General features: G+C 43.0%; 11 protein-coding genes and 1 tRNA gene. 8 read left to right on the top strand and 4 right to left on the bottom strand.

From position 1 onward, the window contains the following. Nucleotide 1 precedes the first annotated feature (1 nt). A complete protein-coding gene (locus BN3912_RS01655; protein WP_230204618.1) occupies nt 2-2,701 on the bottom strand; it encodes a cation-translocating P-type ATPase in 2,700 nt (899 codons plus the stop codon). A 277-nt stretch (nt 2,702-2,978) separates the two neighbouring features. Here BN3912_RS01655 and BN3912_RS12375 point away from each other — a divergent pair, with 277 nt between their 5' ends. The 8 genes from BN3912_RS12375 to BN3912_RS01610 all read left to right on the top strand — a co-directional run bounded on the left by BN3912_RS12375 (nt 2,979) and on the right by BN3912_RS01610 (nt 12,431). Continuing rightward, the gene (locus BN3912_RS12375) at nt 2,979-3,464 is read left to right on the top strand and encodes a hypothetical protein (protein WP_023984263.1); all 486 of its coding nucleotides are present in this window, start codon (nt 2,979-2,981) and stop codon (nt 3,462-3,464) included. A 17-nt stretch (nt 3,465-3,481) separates the two neighbouring features. Continuing rightward, the gene (locus BN3912_RS01640; protein WP_023984262.1) at nt 3,482-3,688 is read left to right on the top strand and encodes a hypothetical protein; all 207 of its coding nucleotides are present in this window, start codon (nt 3,482-3,484) and stop codon (nt 3,686-3,688) included. Between the two features lie 225 nt (nt 3,689-3,913). Continuing rightward, nucleotides 3,914-3,987: transfer RNA gene (locus BN3912_RS01635), tRNA-Ile, on the top strand. Between the two features lie 274 nt (nt 3,988-4,261). Further along, the gene (locus BN3912_RS01630) at nt 4,262-6,250 is read left to right on the top strand and encodes an Eco57I restriction-modification methylase domain-containing protein (RefSeq protein ID WP_023984261.1); all 1,989 of its coding nucleotides are present in this window, start codon (nt 4,262-4,264) and stop codon (nt 6,248-6,250) included. Continuing rightward, a complete protein-coding gene (locus tag BN3912_RS01625; protein WP_023984260.1) occupies nt 6,250-9,606 on the top strand; it encodes a DEAD/DEAH box helicase family protein in 3,357 nt (1,118 codons plus the stop codon). The genes BN3912_RS01630 and BN3912_RS01625 overlap by 1 nt, the downstream gene beginning before the upstream one ends. A gap of 293 nt (nt 9,607-9,899) precedes the next feature. Then, nucleotides 9,900-10,943 carry an adenylate/guanylate cyclase domain-containing protein gene (locus BN3912_RS01620; RefSeq protein ID WP_023984259.1) on the top strand — a complete coding sequence of 348 codons (1,044 nt, stop codon included), beginning with the start codon at nt 9,900-9,902 and terminating at the stop codon, nt 10,941-10,943. Further along, entirely contained in the window at nt 10,930-11,697 is a 768-nt protein-coding gene (locus tag BN3912_RS01615; protein ID WP_036859402.1) for a Pycsar system effector family protein, read from the top strand. Before BN3912_RS01620 ends, BN3912_RS01615 begins: the two co-directional genes overlap by 14 nt. A gap of 11 nt (nt 11,698-11,708) precedes the next feature. Beyond that, a complete protein-coding gene (locus BN3912_RS01610) occupies nt 11,709-12,431 on the top strand; it encodes an adenylate/guanylate cyclase domain-containing protein (RefSeq protein ID WP_023984257.1) in 723 nt (240 codons plus the stop codon). Nucleotides 12,432-12,508: 77 nt separating this feature from the next. Here BN3912_RS01610 and BN3912_RS12370 read toward each other — a convergent pair whose 3' ends face one another. The 3 genes from BN3912_RS12370 to BN3912_RS11840 form a co-directional block, all read right to left on the bottom strand. Further along, complete coding sequence (locus BN3912_RS12370) at nt 12,509-12,919, bottom strand: hypothetical protein (protein ID WP_230204614.1); 411 nt, start codon at nt 12,917-12,919, stop codon at nt 12,509-12,511. An 18-nt stretch (nt 12,920-12,937) separates the two neighbouring features. Beyond that, on the bottom strand, nt 12,938-13,933 hold the full coding sequence (locus tag BN3912_RS01605) for a plasmid recombination protein (protein ID WP_023984255.1): 996 nt from the start codon (nt 13,931-13,933) through the stop codon (nt 12,938-12,940). 178 nt (nt 13,934-14,111) lie between these two features. After that, on the bottom strand, nt 14,112-14,237 hold a 126-nt coding region (locus BN3912_RS11840; protein WP_230204617.1), incomplete at its 5' end, for an ATP-binding protein.

Genomic DNA, 14,237 nt, shown 5'->3' with positions numbered 1-14,237 from the left:
ATTATTTTGCTTTGTTATCTCTTATTCTTTTGAAAAATCGCCACAGTTCGCCCGCCCACAGCACCAAAGATGTGGCCGCAATGATTTGCAACCATTCGGACAACGACAACGGAGACGTGCGGAACATCTTTCCGCCGAACGTAACGATGAGCCATTGTCCGCACAATATAATTGCCAGAACGAGCAACAAGCCGCGGTCGGCATACAACCGATGGAAAGCGGAATGATGAGATTCCAGCGTTTTGGCGTTGAACAAGTTCCAGAATTGCAGCATGACAAATGCAGTAAAAAATATGGTAAGTTCGTGTATCTGCATGCCTGCGGCTTGCCGTTCGCCGCAGATGAGCAGGCCGAGAAGCAGCAGGAAGAACAGCAGACCTGTGGTAATGATGGCTGTGGCTATAGATTTGTTGATGATAAAATCGGACTGTTTGCGCGGTTTATCGTGCATTACCTCGCGCGAGGGAGGCAGTGAAGCCAAAGCCATTGCAGCAAATGTATCCATAATAAGGTTCACCCAAAGTATTTGGGGCACGGTAAGAGGCATCTCGGTACCTATGAGCGAGCCGCCCAAAACGAGCAACAACGCCGATAGGTTGATAACCAGTTGGAAATAAAGGAAACGCTGAATGTTCTTATACAGCGATCGGCCCCACATAACAGCCTTGGCTATCGAGCTGAAAGAGTCGTCGGTCAAGGTCATATCGGAGGCTTCTTTTGCCACACTTGTACCCGATCCGAGCGACAGACCTACGTGTGCATAGTGCAAGGCGGGGGCATCGTTGGTACCGTCACCCGTAACTGCCACCACTTCGCCGCGCTTCTGCAGCATCTCTACGAGCCGTTGTTTGTCGGTAGGGCGCGCACGCGCCATCACTTTAATGGCCTTTGCCCGCTCATAGGCCTCATTGTCGGAGAGGGCAGCCCATTCCGGTCCCGTGATTAGGGCATGGCTATAATCCCGACAGACAGCAGATGTATCGGCGGTAGATGTATGGCCTGCCGAACTTGTTTGTGCTACCTGTTCCTGCTCGTCGATACTTCCTATCTGCTTGGCTATCTCTAATGCTGTGGCTAAGGTATCGCCTGTAACGATCTTTATCTCTATTCCGGCTTCCTTACATTGCCTTACCGCCGCCGGCACATCCTCGCGAATGGGATCGTTGATGGACGTAATGGCCTGTAAAGTAAAACGGGGTAGCGGTGATGTACGGTCGATGAAAAGCGAGCGTAGCGGCATCTCGGCAGCTTGTCCGTTGCGTCTAACGTAGGCAAATGCCAGTGTTCGCATGGCTTTCTGCTGATAAGAACGCAGCTTTTCCTGTATCATACGTTGCCTGTCTGTAGGAATTTCGCAAAACGAGAGTACGATTTCGGGAGCCCCTTTGACGAAAATATAATCTTTTGTTGCCGTAGCCATGAACTTGAGTTCGGTAGAGAAAGGCAATTGTTCTGTTATCTCGGCGGCACTGCGCAGCGCTTTATAGTCTTTACCCTTACGTTGTAACCACAACAAGAGGGCAGCCTCTGTGGGGTTCCCGATACTCTCGTCGCCGTTGAGCTCGGCGGTAGTGTTGAGTGCAAGCGCATTGTACAGTAAGTCGGTGTTCTCCTCGTCGGTTACGAACATTTCGTTTACCTGCATTTTATTTTGCGTCAGTGTGCCCGTTTTGTCCGTACAAATCACCGTAACGGCCCCCATAGTTTCGCAAGCATGTAGCTTTCGCACGAGATTATTGCTCTTCAACATGCGTCGCATGTTAAGTGCAAGAGAGAGAGTGACGGCCATCGGCAAGCCTTCGGGTACCACCATGACGATCAATGTTACCGACATCATGAAATAATTGAGCACCGTTTCCGCCATCTTCAGATAGTTGTCGCTCTGCCAAACTGCGCTGTTGGTAAGTATATCGTGCCCGAGAAAGACGATAAAAGCCACAACCGCCACCGTTGTTCCTACCTTCGATATGACCTTGGCCAAGCGGTCGAGCTGCATGTCGAGCGGAGTTTTTACGTCTGTCTGTTCGGTAGATTTGCGTGCCACCTTGCCTATTTCGGTCTTATCCCCCACGGCTGTTACGCGGAAAATGCCTCTTCCGTTCATCACCATCGACGATCTGAGCAACATGTCAGCGGGGTATGTGACTTCGTTATCGTTCTGTTGAGAATGCTTGTCGACCGCAACGGCCTTGTTGCAGATGGGTTCTCCCGTGAGTGAAGACTCATTGATCTGCAGGTCGGTGGCACTGATAAGCGTGCCGTCGGCCGGTATTTCATCGCCAACCTCTATGAGTACGATGTCTCCCACGACCACCTGTCGGCGCGGGATTTCGATGATGTTGCCGTCACGCCGTACCTTTACCGGCTGTTCTTCATCCAAAGTATTGAGTACTTCGAACTTTTTGGCGGCGTCTCTTTCGAAATAAAATCCTACTGTTGTGGCAAAGAAAATGGCGAGGAAGATACCGATGGTTTCGACGAACTCATTTTCTATGAATGCTAAAACCAACGAAACAAGGGCTGCAACAAGCAGTATTCGAATGATAGGATCACGGTATTTTTCTAAATAAAGTTTCCAAATGGAAACCTTCTTGGGCGGTGTAAGAACGTTTTCCCCATGCTGTAGCCTACTTTCCACTATCTGTTTGGCAGTCAGTCCTTTTGTTTCGTCAATGCTTGAGGTACGGTTCTCATCCATCATTCTCATAAAATTTTGATGCAAAGTTATCGAAAATCAATGTAAAAATTGCAGAAATTTGGAAGATTAACGTAATTCACAATGATTATTCGGACATACAAATGCTGAAATTATATAGCTTTGTACAAAGAATATGACATAGAAATTTGAAACCTGCCTTATGATATTGAACAATAAACCCGACACTTCATTTAGAGATGTAACATAAGTTCAACAAGTAAGATGGCAAAAGAATATACTACTCCCACAAGCTATGTTACCGCTAAAGGAGAGACGGTTAATGTTGCAGCTCCTTAATTATGTTATAGACGACATGCCACTTAGTGCTTCTCAAATAGGAAGTGTTAATGCGAGCAAGCTATCGACATCAACCTATGGTACGCAGAAAGGAGACGGAGTAAGTTTCTATGGAACGCTTGTAAAGCAGAATAATGGTAATAACGGTTGGGCAGCAGAAAGCTCCTATGTGTTTACTTCTGATGGCAATTTAACTCGTCTTCATACATCTCATCCCATCTATGGTTTCCGTTGCTGGATTGTTGATAACTCTTCTACTTCATCTGGTAGTGCTAAAAGTTTTATGGAACTCATTAATATTAATGATGGAGGAGTAACGTCTATTAACCATATAGCTGATATGAAAAACCATCGTAATACAGATAAGGTTTACAATCTTTCAGGCCAATGTATAGGCACTTATGACCAGATAGATCGGTTACCTCGCGGTTTATATATTGTGAATGGAAAGAAATATGTGCTGAAATAAAAAGGGGAGAGATAATTATGAAAAGAATATATGAATGGGCGTTGCCGAGTAGTGAACATATACAGATTGAGCAGCAACTACTTGTTATGTCGTGGGAAGTAAAAGGTGAAGGAGGACAAGGCAGAACTCCTGTTGTTGATGAAAATCCTGATAATCCGATCGATGATAAAAGTTTTGCTAAACCGTATCATATTTCTTCTTGGGATAAATGGTATGAGGAATAAAAGGCAGAATGCCAAATAGCGATGATTAGTTTTTTGCTTCTTGCAACTTTTTAATTTATATACGTGGAACTATAGATAGTTATTGATTCCACGTATTTTCATTATAATTACTACTTTTTGTGTTTGGACAATACGGCAAACATAATAACTTTTTTAGAAAATATTTGGTTATTTCCACGAAAGACGTTACCTTTGCATCCGCTAACATGTATTGTCAGTAAAAACGGACTTGTAGCTCAGTTGGTTAGAGCAACAGACTCATAATCTGGAGGTCCCTGGTTCAAGCCCAGGCTGGTCCACGATTGACAATCAAGCACTTACAAAGTTTTTGTAGGTGCTTTTTCTTTTGCTGGTGACCTTCAAGTGACCTTTTTGAAGAAAACGGCTCTGTACCTGCAATATTACTGAATTACATTAAATCATATGGAACAACAATCTAACAATACAATGAAAATATTCAGTTCTCCAAAAGCCATTTGAAGAAAACTTACGTAAAGAAAGGTATTTCTCAAGGTAGTAGCTCAACATATCCAATATTTTTTTGTAAATTTGCGAGGGACAATCGTTTAAAATATGTCTGAGCCTATAGATATACTCGAAAACAAATTACTGCAAGATGAGCCGGGGCTACTCGAAGTGCTCCTGTTCGACCATACCACCCGGAAGAATATCTTTTGGGCAACAGACAGCTATGCCGACTATGGCAAGGGCTATGAATGGCATGCCCCGATTACAATAGAAGCAATAACCGGGAGCCATGGCAATGTCATCATGCCACGTACCATGAAGAGCCGCGATGAGCAGTTGCGCCGTTCCCGCCAAATGGCTGAGGTGTTTACGCCGTTGTGGCTCGTCAGAAAAATGAATCATGTCGCTGACGAGGAATGGGATAGCCACCGACAGGGGCAAAACGAAGGCATAGAAGCATGGCAGGACTACGTGCTTACCACCCGACTGGAGATTACCTGCGGGGAAGCGCCGTTCCTTACTTCGCGCTACGACACGGTTACGGGCGATCCTATTCCCATTGCCGAGCGGGCAGGCATGCTCGACCGCAAGCTACGTATGGTCAATGAGAACTGTGCAGAGAGCGAATGGACGCACTGGGCACTCTTAGCTTTGGGTAGTGTGTATGGCTATGAGTGGCAAGGTGACAATCTGCTCCTTGCGCGCGAATCCCTGCTTGCCACCTTCAATGATTATCACGAACAGCGTTTTGGCACACAAGCTGATAAAGCAACGATATTCAAAGCTGCAGAGATTATCTCATGGAACATCTGGCAGATGGACGGACTGAAAGGTATTGTACCCGACTCCTGCCATGATGAACACCAAACCGAGGAAGACCTCTTCGGCAATACCACCACTACTACCACCCCTTGCCCGGGCTGCAGCAAGAACGACATCTTGCTACATAATGGCTTGCGCTGCCATCTTCGCCGCTGGATTCCGTCCGATGCCGACATGCCCGACCACTTTGATTGCCTATACCTCGACTTTATAACCAAGAAATATAAAATTCATCATAAAATCAAATGGCTTATGAAATTCGATTTTGTAATTGGAAATCCACCGTATCAAGAAGAAACCGTGGGAACATCAGATAAGCCTGTCTATAACTATTTTATGGATAGCGCATACCAAGTTTCTCCTAAAGTTCTACTCATTACGCCTGCACGATTTCTTTTCAATGCAGGTAAGACTCCCTCAAGTTGGAATAAAAAGATGCTTGCTGACAAACACCTTACGGTTTCCGATTACTATCAAGTGAGTAGTGAGGTGTTCAGTAACACCGATATCAAAGGTGGTGTAGCTATTACTTACCATGATGAAGCAAAAGATTTTGGATCTATTGATGTCTTTACAAATTATCCGGAACTAAACTCCATATACCATAAAGTTGCACCTGCTGTAAAGGAACAATCACTGTGTGATTTATTCTATACTCAAAACAAATTTAAATTAGACATACTTTATAAGGATTACCCCCAATATAAAAATATAATAGGAAGCGATGGAAAAGAAAGAAGATTAACGGCTTCCATCCTTTATCAATTAGATTTATTCAAGGAGACCAAGGACAATGACAAATGCGTAGCAATTATAGGAGTCATCAACAACAAACGAGTCCGTCGGTATATTGACATAAAATTCTTAGACTTAAGTAAAACAAACTTAAGAAAATGGAAAGTACTTGTACCAAAGTCTAACGGCTCTGGAGCATTAGGAGAGGTATTATCTACGCCGTTAATCGGCGAGCCGTTAATCGGCTATACACAAACGTTCCTTGGAATTGGCGCATTTGAAAATGAGGACGAAGCAAAAGCTGCATATAAATATGTTACAAGTAAGTTTGCTCGAACAATGTTGGGTATATTAAAGATAACACAAGACAATCCGCCAGAGAAATGGAAGTATGTTCCTCTCCAAGACTTCACTTCTTCTTCTGATATTGATTGGAGCAGGAGCGTACACGAGATAGACCTGCAACTCTACGACAAATACGGACTGACAGCCGAGGAACGCAACTTTATTGAGACCCATGTAAAGGAGATGGACTAATGAAAACACCGCATATACAAACCACCCGTGTGGCTATACCACAGATTTATGCCTACACCACGCCAGAGATAGCCCGTCACAATGGTTGGGTGAAGATAGGCTATACTGAACAGAAACATGTAGAAGATCGCATTAAGCAGCAATGCCACACGGCAAACATTGCATGGATATTGGAATGGCATGGCAATGCGGTCTACGAAGGGTCTCATGAGGCCTTTCACGACAAAACGTTCCATGCCTACTTGGGTAAGCTGGGCTATGAACAGCAGCCGGATACCGAATGGTTTCGCATTGGTACCAATGAGTCTCGAAACCACTTTTATGATTTCCGTGCCAACCGTGGCATTATTGAGGGTAAACCCATACAACAATATCAACTCCGCGACAGTCAGGAGCAGGCTGTAAGCAACACGGTTGAGAGCTTCACTCATCGTCCGCAGACCGAATTCCTTTGGAATGCCAAGCCCCGCTTTGGCAAGACACTGGCTGTCTACGACCTTTGCCTGCGCATGAAGTTCAAGAATGTGCTGGTGGTTACCAACCGTCCTGCCATTGCCGACTCATGGTATAATGACTATCTGCGGTTTGTGGGGCAAGAACGCTATCTCTTTGTCAGCCGTGTGTCTGCACTCCTTGAGCGGAAAGATATGCCTTGCCTCACCCGCAAGCAATATCTGGAATACATCAAACAGCCCGACAGGGTAAAGAATTGTATAGAGTTTATCAGCTTGCAAGACTTGAAAGGCTCGCTTTATTTTGGCGGTAGCCACGATAAACTGGAAGAAGTTGCACGATTGGAATGGGACTTGCTGGTTATCGACGAGGCTCACGAGGGAGTAGATACGTATAAGACCGATGTAGCCTTCGACCAAATTAAGCGCAAGCACACCCTTCACCTCAGTGGTACGCCCTTCAAAGCGTTGGCAAACGAGAAGTTCCCGCAGGACGCTATCTTCAACTGGACCTACGCTGATGAGTGTAAGGCTAAAGCCGAATGGGACGAAAGCCGTGGCAATAATCCTTACGACGAGATGCCCCGCCTCAACATGTACACCTACCGCATGAGCGACATCGTCACGGAAAAGGTGCGTGAGGGTGTGGAGATTGATGGCGACACAGAAGCCTATGCTTTCGACCTGAACGAGTTTTTCAGAGTAGAACGCGGGCGGTTCGTACACGATGATGCAGTAGACAAGTGGATCGATGCTTTGAGTCGTCAGCAATGCTACCCCTTCTCAACACCCGAATTGCGCAAAGAGCTGCGCCATACTTTCTGGTTGCTCAACCGCGTGGACGCTGCAAAGAAACTGGCAGAGAAGCTGAGAGACACACAACGGCACCCGGAGTTTGTCGATATAGAGATCGTTGTTGCCGCAGGCGACGGAAAAACCGACAATGATGAAATCATAGAGGACGAGAGTTCGCTCAACCGTGTGCGTAAAGCGATTGCGGAACACCCACAAGGAACGATAACCCTCTCTGTGGGGCAGCTCACTACGGGCGTAACCATTCCTGAATGGACTGCAGTGTTGATACTGAGCAACATGAAAAGTCCAGCCCAGTACATGCAGGCGGCATTCCGTGCGCAGACACCCTACCTGTATATGGATGCTAACGGGGTCTACCATCGCAAGGAGAACGCGTATATCTTCGACTTCGACCCGGCAAGAACATTGACCAACTATGAAGAGATGGCAAACGGACTTTCTGCTGACACGGCTTCGGGCAACGGCGACAGCGACACACGAAAGCAACATATCCGTGAACTGCTGAACTTCTTCCCCGTGATTGGTGAAGACGAAGACGGTGAAATGATGCCGCTCGATGCCGAGCAAGTGATGCTCATTCCGCGCAAGATTCGCTCCAAGGAAGTGGTACGCAACGGCTTCATGAGCAATTTCCTCTTTGCCAACATTACCAGTATTTACGCTTGTTCGTCGGGCATCATCAACATTATCAATCAATTTGACTCTGTAAAAGCACCCAAGAACAACGAGGTGAATGCTGACGAGGTAGAGGAACTTGCACACAATATGGACGAGGAGGGCAACGCACAACCCAACTCTGAAAAGGTAACAGCACTGAAAGAAAATCTGTTCGGCAATAAAATCTATGGTGAACCCAAAGAGGAACTGGATAATTTTATCGCTGAAAGCATACAAAAATACAGTCAGGCTAAAGAGCATCAGGGGAAGAGTGCCGAGGAACAAATGATTGACAAGGTGAGCAGTCATCTTACAACCGTTCTATTCTCTGCTGCCGAGAAAGGAGCAGAAGAGGCACAGGAGGACAAACTCACGAAACGTAATCAAGGTGTGGCGTCTATCCGTATCAAGAAAGCGATAAATGAACAGTTGGGTTCTCATTGCTATCAGGCTTCTATTGAAAAGAAAAAGATTGACCATCAGTGTGAATTGGATTGTCAAGGCAAGACTACCCAACAGCAAAAAGACATCAAGCAAGGGGCAGAAGAGCAGAAGCGGGCGATTGACAATAACCTTACTAAGACCATTCAAGAAAAGACAAAGGACTTATTGGATAAAGGTTCAGAGATTATCGCCGACACTTACGAGCAACAACGCATCGACAAAAAGAAAGGCTACACGGACGAACTCATTCGCGACCACTTGCGCGGTTTCTCGCGTACCATCCCCTCATTCCTTATGGGTTATGGCGACGAAGAAACAACATTGCAGAACTTCGACAGCAATGTTCCCGACGAGGTATTCTTAGAGGTGACAAGCGTGACCAAAGAGCAGTTTCACCTGTTGCGCGATGGGGGTGACTATATCAACGAAGAGACGGGCAAGACGGAACACAGTCCGGGGCATTTCTTCGACGAAGTGGTGTTCAATGACTCTGTGCGAGAGTTTATGGCATTGCGCAAACGCCTTGCCAACTATTTTGATCCAAAGATTCAGGAAGATATCTTCAACTATATTCCGCCCCAGAAGACCAATCAGATCTTTACACCGAAAAAGACTGTGAAGCAGATGGTTGACTTATTGGAACAGGAGAACCCCGGCTGTTTCGATGATCCCGACAAGACTTTTGCCGACCTCTATATGAAGTCGGGACAATATATCACGGAGATTGTGAAACGCCTTTATAACAGTGAGGGACTTCGCCGTGCCTACCCCGACTCAGAAGCACGACTTCGCCACATCTTCAAGCATCAAATCTACGGTTTGGCACCAACCGAGTGCATCTACCGTATTGCCCTACGCTATATCCTTGGATTTGATGATACCATTCATATCCCTGCTTCGGAGCATCACCTGCGACAGGCAGATAGCCTTCGGGCTGCAAAGAACGGAACGATGGAGGAATTTTTGGATCAAGTCTTTAAGGACTGAAGTATAAAAAAAGTAGAATATCTTTAAGTTAAGCCGTGAAATATTAAAATGTAAAATCGGGAAGGGATGAGAATCATAAGAAAAAGGTCATCCCTGAAGATGACCTGAAACAGGGATTCCAATGATTGATAAAATTGTCCCGATCCGTACCCGGTTTTTCCGTTTCCGTTTGTCACAGTTTTTCTACTATCGGTACACTTTTAACTTATAGCTTGGAGTTTGCTTTCTTCACCCTCCACATTGGCATGTATAACTAACTGTTCCCTACAGCAGTGCAAATATAAAAAATAACAATGAAATTAAAAAGGAAAAAGTCAAGAAAAGTGGATTTATCCTGCAAGAAGCTTAATAGATTCCCATCTTTTGTATTTGATGATAAGAATATTGTCAGCATAAACTTGTCTGATAATAATATTCAAGAAATACCAGCAAATATTGGGGTGCTGAAGAAATTAAGGTATCTCAATCTTGAAAACAATAAAATTCAAGAACTGCATAATGGTGTTACGAAGCTACAGTCAATAAAAACTATTAATTTGAAAGGTAATCCAATAAAGCAACTTCCTGACTTCATAAAGGAAAAAATCCATGCAAATATTCTAATAGACGATAATAATAGTCTATCAAGAATAGACGCTGAAAATGAAAAACTACTGAAAGAGATTCAGGAAGAAATTCATGACATAAACAGCCATAAAACAACATTTGAACCAATAAAGGTTGTCCCAAGTCTTAATGATCTAACATTTATAAGAAGCAAAGATCGAAAGGCTAAGGAGCTTAAATCATGTGCTTTGTTTATTGATATTAGAGATTCCGTAAAAAAGAATCAGGAATTTTGCATTCAAGCCTTAGCAAATATTTATTCTTCTTTTATTTATGGTGTATTGAAGTGTGCTATGACTTGTCATGGCCATGTAAGAAATATCATTGGAGATAGAGTTATGGTTGTTTTTGACAAGAAAGACTGTTGTAATCACGCTCTGAACTGTGCTAATCTAATTATGCATTTTATCTGTGATATTATGCAAAAAAGATCACCCGATGAAGACTTTGATTGTGGTATTGGCATCCATTACGGAACAATGAATATTATTAAAGTTGGACTCACTCTTCAAGGTGAAGAAAATAAGGAATATCAAAATATGGTATGGATGGGTGAGCCTGCGAATCTTGCTTCACGATTAACAGATAAAGCAGGGAAGGATTCTATTCCCCATATTTTAATATCTGAAGCGATCTTTAAAAGGGCAAAGAAATCATTGATAAAGGATTTCACTCCTACTTCCAAGTCCAATTTCTGCGATGTGGAATTCAAGGTATATGGCAAAAAATAATTCATACAACAAACATTATACTATGGATATAATTAGAATCGTCTATTTAGCAGTATGTTGCTGTATTCTCTATATAAAGATTAAAAAGAATCCTTCCGTCCAAGTAAAAGAACAAGATAACATTAAAGAAGGAGATACCAGCCAAGAACCTTCTTGTGAATCATCTCATCTAAATAGTGGGAAAGAAGATAATATGCGTGACAAAGAAGACTTAAAATATACCTTAGAGACGGTAAACTCTTGGGTAAACAATTGTGATCAAAAAACCAACATTCTCCTTTCAATAATGGGAATGGCTATCACAATCTTGTTGTCTAGTTACTTTGTCATAAAGCTAAGGCAAATAATATTTGCGCCTTTCATTCAATATTGGACAGGAAAGGAGACTAATATGGAATTCTCTTTTGGAAATTTTTGTGTGTTTATTTTACTTCTGTTAGCTGTTTCTTTTCTTATAAAATCTTGCTACTATCTCTTTAAGACGATTGGTGCCAATATTGATTATGCAGCGATGTATAATACAAATCCTCAATTACCAGAACAGTCACACCTTTTCTTCAACACTATCTCCCGAATGAGCTACAGACAGTTTCAAGATGACAACATTGATATCAAAGAGGATCTAAAGGCACAGATCTATGTAAATTCTAAGATAGCGACGAACAAATTTGAGAATTACAAACGAGGCATGTTTTGGCTTAAAGTTCTACTAATACCTACAGTAATGCTATTTATTTCTATAATGATTATGTAATTGAATATAATATGGAAGCCACGAATAAACAATATAATTTTCAGCGTTCAATAGAACGTATTGATGCAATCTTATCAGAAAATGATTCTCATTTTGAAGAAAAAGATTCTATTCCCAGTCGGTCAGATTTGACATTTACAAATGGATTCTATGTCAATTGTACGGCACTTTTTGTCGATATTATTGATAGTAGTTTACTTACAACAAAACAAAAAAGACCTGTTCTTGCAAAAATCTATAGAAGCTTTATCTCAGAGATGGTTGCCCTTATGAATGGGCATGACTCATGTAGGGAGGTAAATATTAATGGTGATTGTGTATGGTGTGTTTGCGATACACCATACAAAGACAATATAGATGGCGTATTCTCACTCGCAGCCCAAGTATATAGCTTAGTTGATATCCTGAATTATAAATTAGACAAAAAAGGATACCAAACATATCAGGTTGGGGTAGGTATAGATTATGGAAGAGCCCTAATGATTAAAGCTGGTCACTTAGGTTCTACGATCAATGATGTTGTTTGGATGGGTGATGTCGTAAACCAAGCATGCCATTTATGTGAAAAGTCAAATAGTAGCTTCAATGACAAAAGGATTTTCCTGTCAAACGTCATATATAATAATTTAAACGAGGACAATAAGAAACTCTGTTCCAAAGACTATGGTAGAGATATTTATCAAGCAAATATTATTAATATAGAAATGAATGAGTGGCTAAAACAGCAAAAATAAGTTAAACAGAAGTACAGATTAAATGATGGTACTCTGCATAAGGCCAATTTTGATGCAGAGTATCAAATTTCTATTACCTATCTCCTGAACCTCTGTCCATTTATTATCTTCTCATGCTGCTTCTGTTTTTGACTTTCCGTATACCAGTCAAAGTTATCAACCACATTCTTGATTTCCGCCTTTCCTTTCTGATGCTCAAATAAGTTGAGAAAGGGACGGGTGAGGAGAGCCAGAATGGTGGCACCATTATGCCTATCGCTTGATTCTTTAGTAAGATATTCGTTGATGGCTGTAGCCTGAGTAAAGGTAAAACGCTGTGATTTGGTGTCATGGGCAAACTCTATGACAGCATTGATGGCATTTTGACAAATAACCGTGAAACCTTTTAGGAAATCTGTTAGCCCACCCCTCATTGCAGCGATAATGTTATCACGTTGCTGCAATTCTTTCTTGAAACTTTCTTCCCGGTTCTTTGCTTTTGTAAGCAAACCTTTGTAAATGCACTCTTACTTATTATATTCAGCAAGCCAAAAATCAGCACGTTCCCGCTCTTTCATTATCTCCTTTTTATAGGGAACAGTCAAGTTCTCCACCTGCTGAGCAATGACTTGAGGGATTGCTGCCAATTTCTTCTTCATCTCTATATTTTCTGCTTCAAGCAGTGCATACTTGCCCTTCCCTGCAATATGAGTCAGCCCCGACAGAATAGCACTTCCATTCTCCCGATTGGCTTTCTCCTGCTTGTCGTGGATTTCCTTGTTCAATCTTTCACAATCAAGGGATTTCTGTTCGTGTTCCTTTGCTAACTTCTCCGTTTGCTTCTTCGCATCTTCCAGCTCTCGCTTCTGTTTGGCAACGATGTAATCGTTTCTTTCCAGATGCTGCTTGCCTGTTTCCAGTTTAGAAACGCCACGCTCCATTTCCAATGCTTCCGCTGCCAAATCCTGAATGAGACTGATGTCCTCATTGTCCAGTTTGTAGGACTTACCCGTATCATGGTTCATCCAATCCCAAATGATATGGGCATGATAATTGGATTTCCATGTAGAAGCATCGCTTGGATCCGTGCAATGCCCCTCGTCTCGATGAATATGTATTTGTATGGCTGTAATACCAAAACGCTTCTGGCAAAGGTTGGCAAAAAGTTTCAGTTGTTCCATCGTGGTATCTTCCTTGCAGATCACTACGCCCTCGCGCAAAGGCGTGCATCCGGCAATTTTCGTCACCTTGCCTGTTTTCTTGTTTACCCGTTCCCGTTCCTTGGTCTGCATGGCTCTGCCCGTCTTTTCCTTGACCAGTCTGCCGATGGCATCGTAATACTGCTGCAAGGTCATTTGTCCCTGCAAGTCAGATGTCCACGATTGGTTCTGTGGCATCAGATCCTTTCTGATATAAAGTTTCTCCGCATTGATATGGTCGAGATACACTTTTGTTCTTTGGTTATGTGCTTCACTTTGTCCGATATTGCAGGGCTTGATGTGTACGGATGTCATTTGTGTCATAATACTTTCTGTTTGATAATTTTAAGGTTTTTCTTTTCACGGATTTTTAGGGGAAGTGCCCTACTGGAAAAGCCACTCAACTTTGACCCTTTTGGCCAAACAAAATTTGCCCATCTTGGGTACCGTATATTTGACCCTTGTAAAGTCCTTGTGCAGGGGTCAATTTTATTTTACCCCTTTAGATACTTTGGTTTTTCTTTGCCTTTAACTTACGCATGCTTTCACCGTATAATTCTATGGTACGCGCCGTATGGATGATGCGGTCAAGAATGGCATCGGCTATTGTCGGATCGCCTACCATGTC

The organism is Prevotella phocaeensis, assembly GCF_900065875.1.
GTDB lineage: Bacteria > Bacteroidota > Bacteroidia > Bacteroidales > Bacteroidaceae > Prevotella > Prevotella phocaeensis.
Note: the sequence above shows the minus strand (reverse complement) of the source record. Positions and strands in the feature narration are given on the sequence as shown.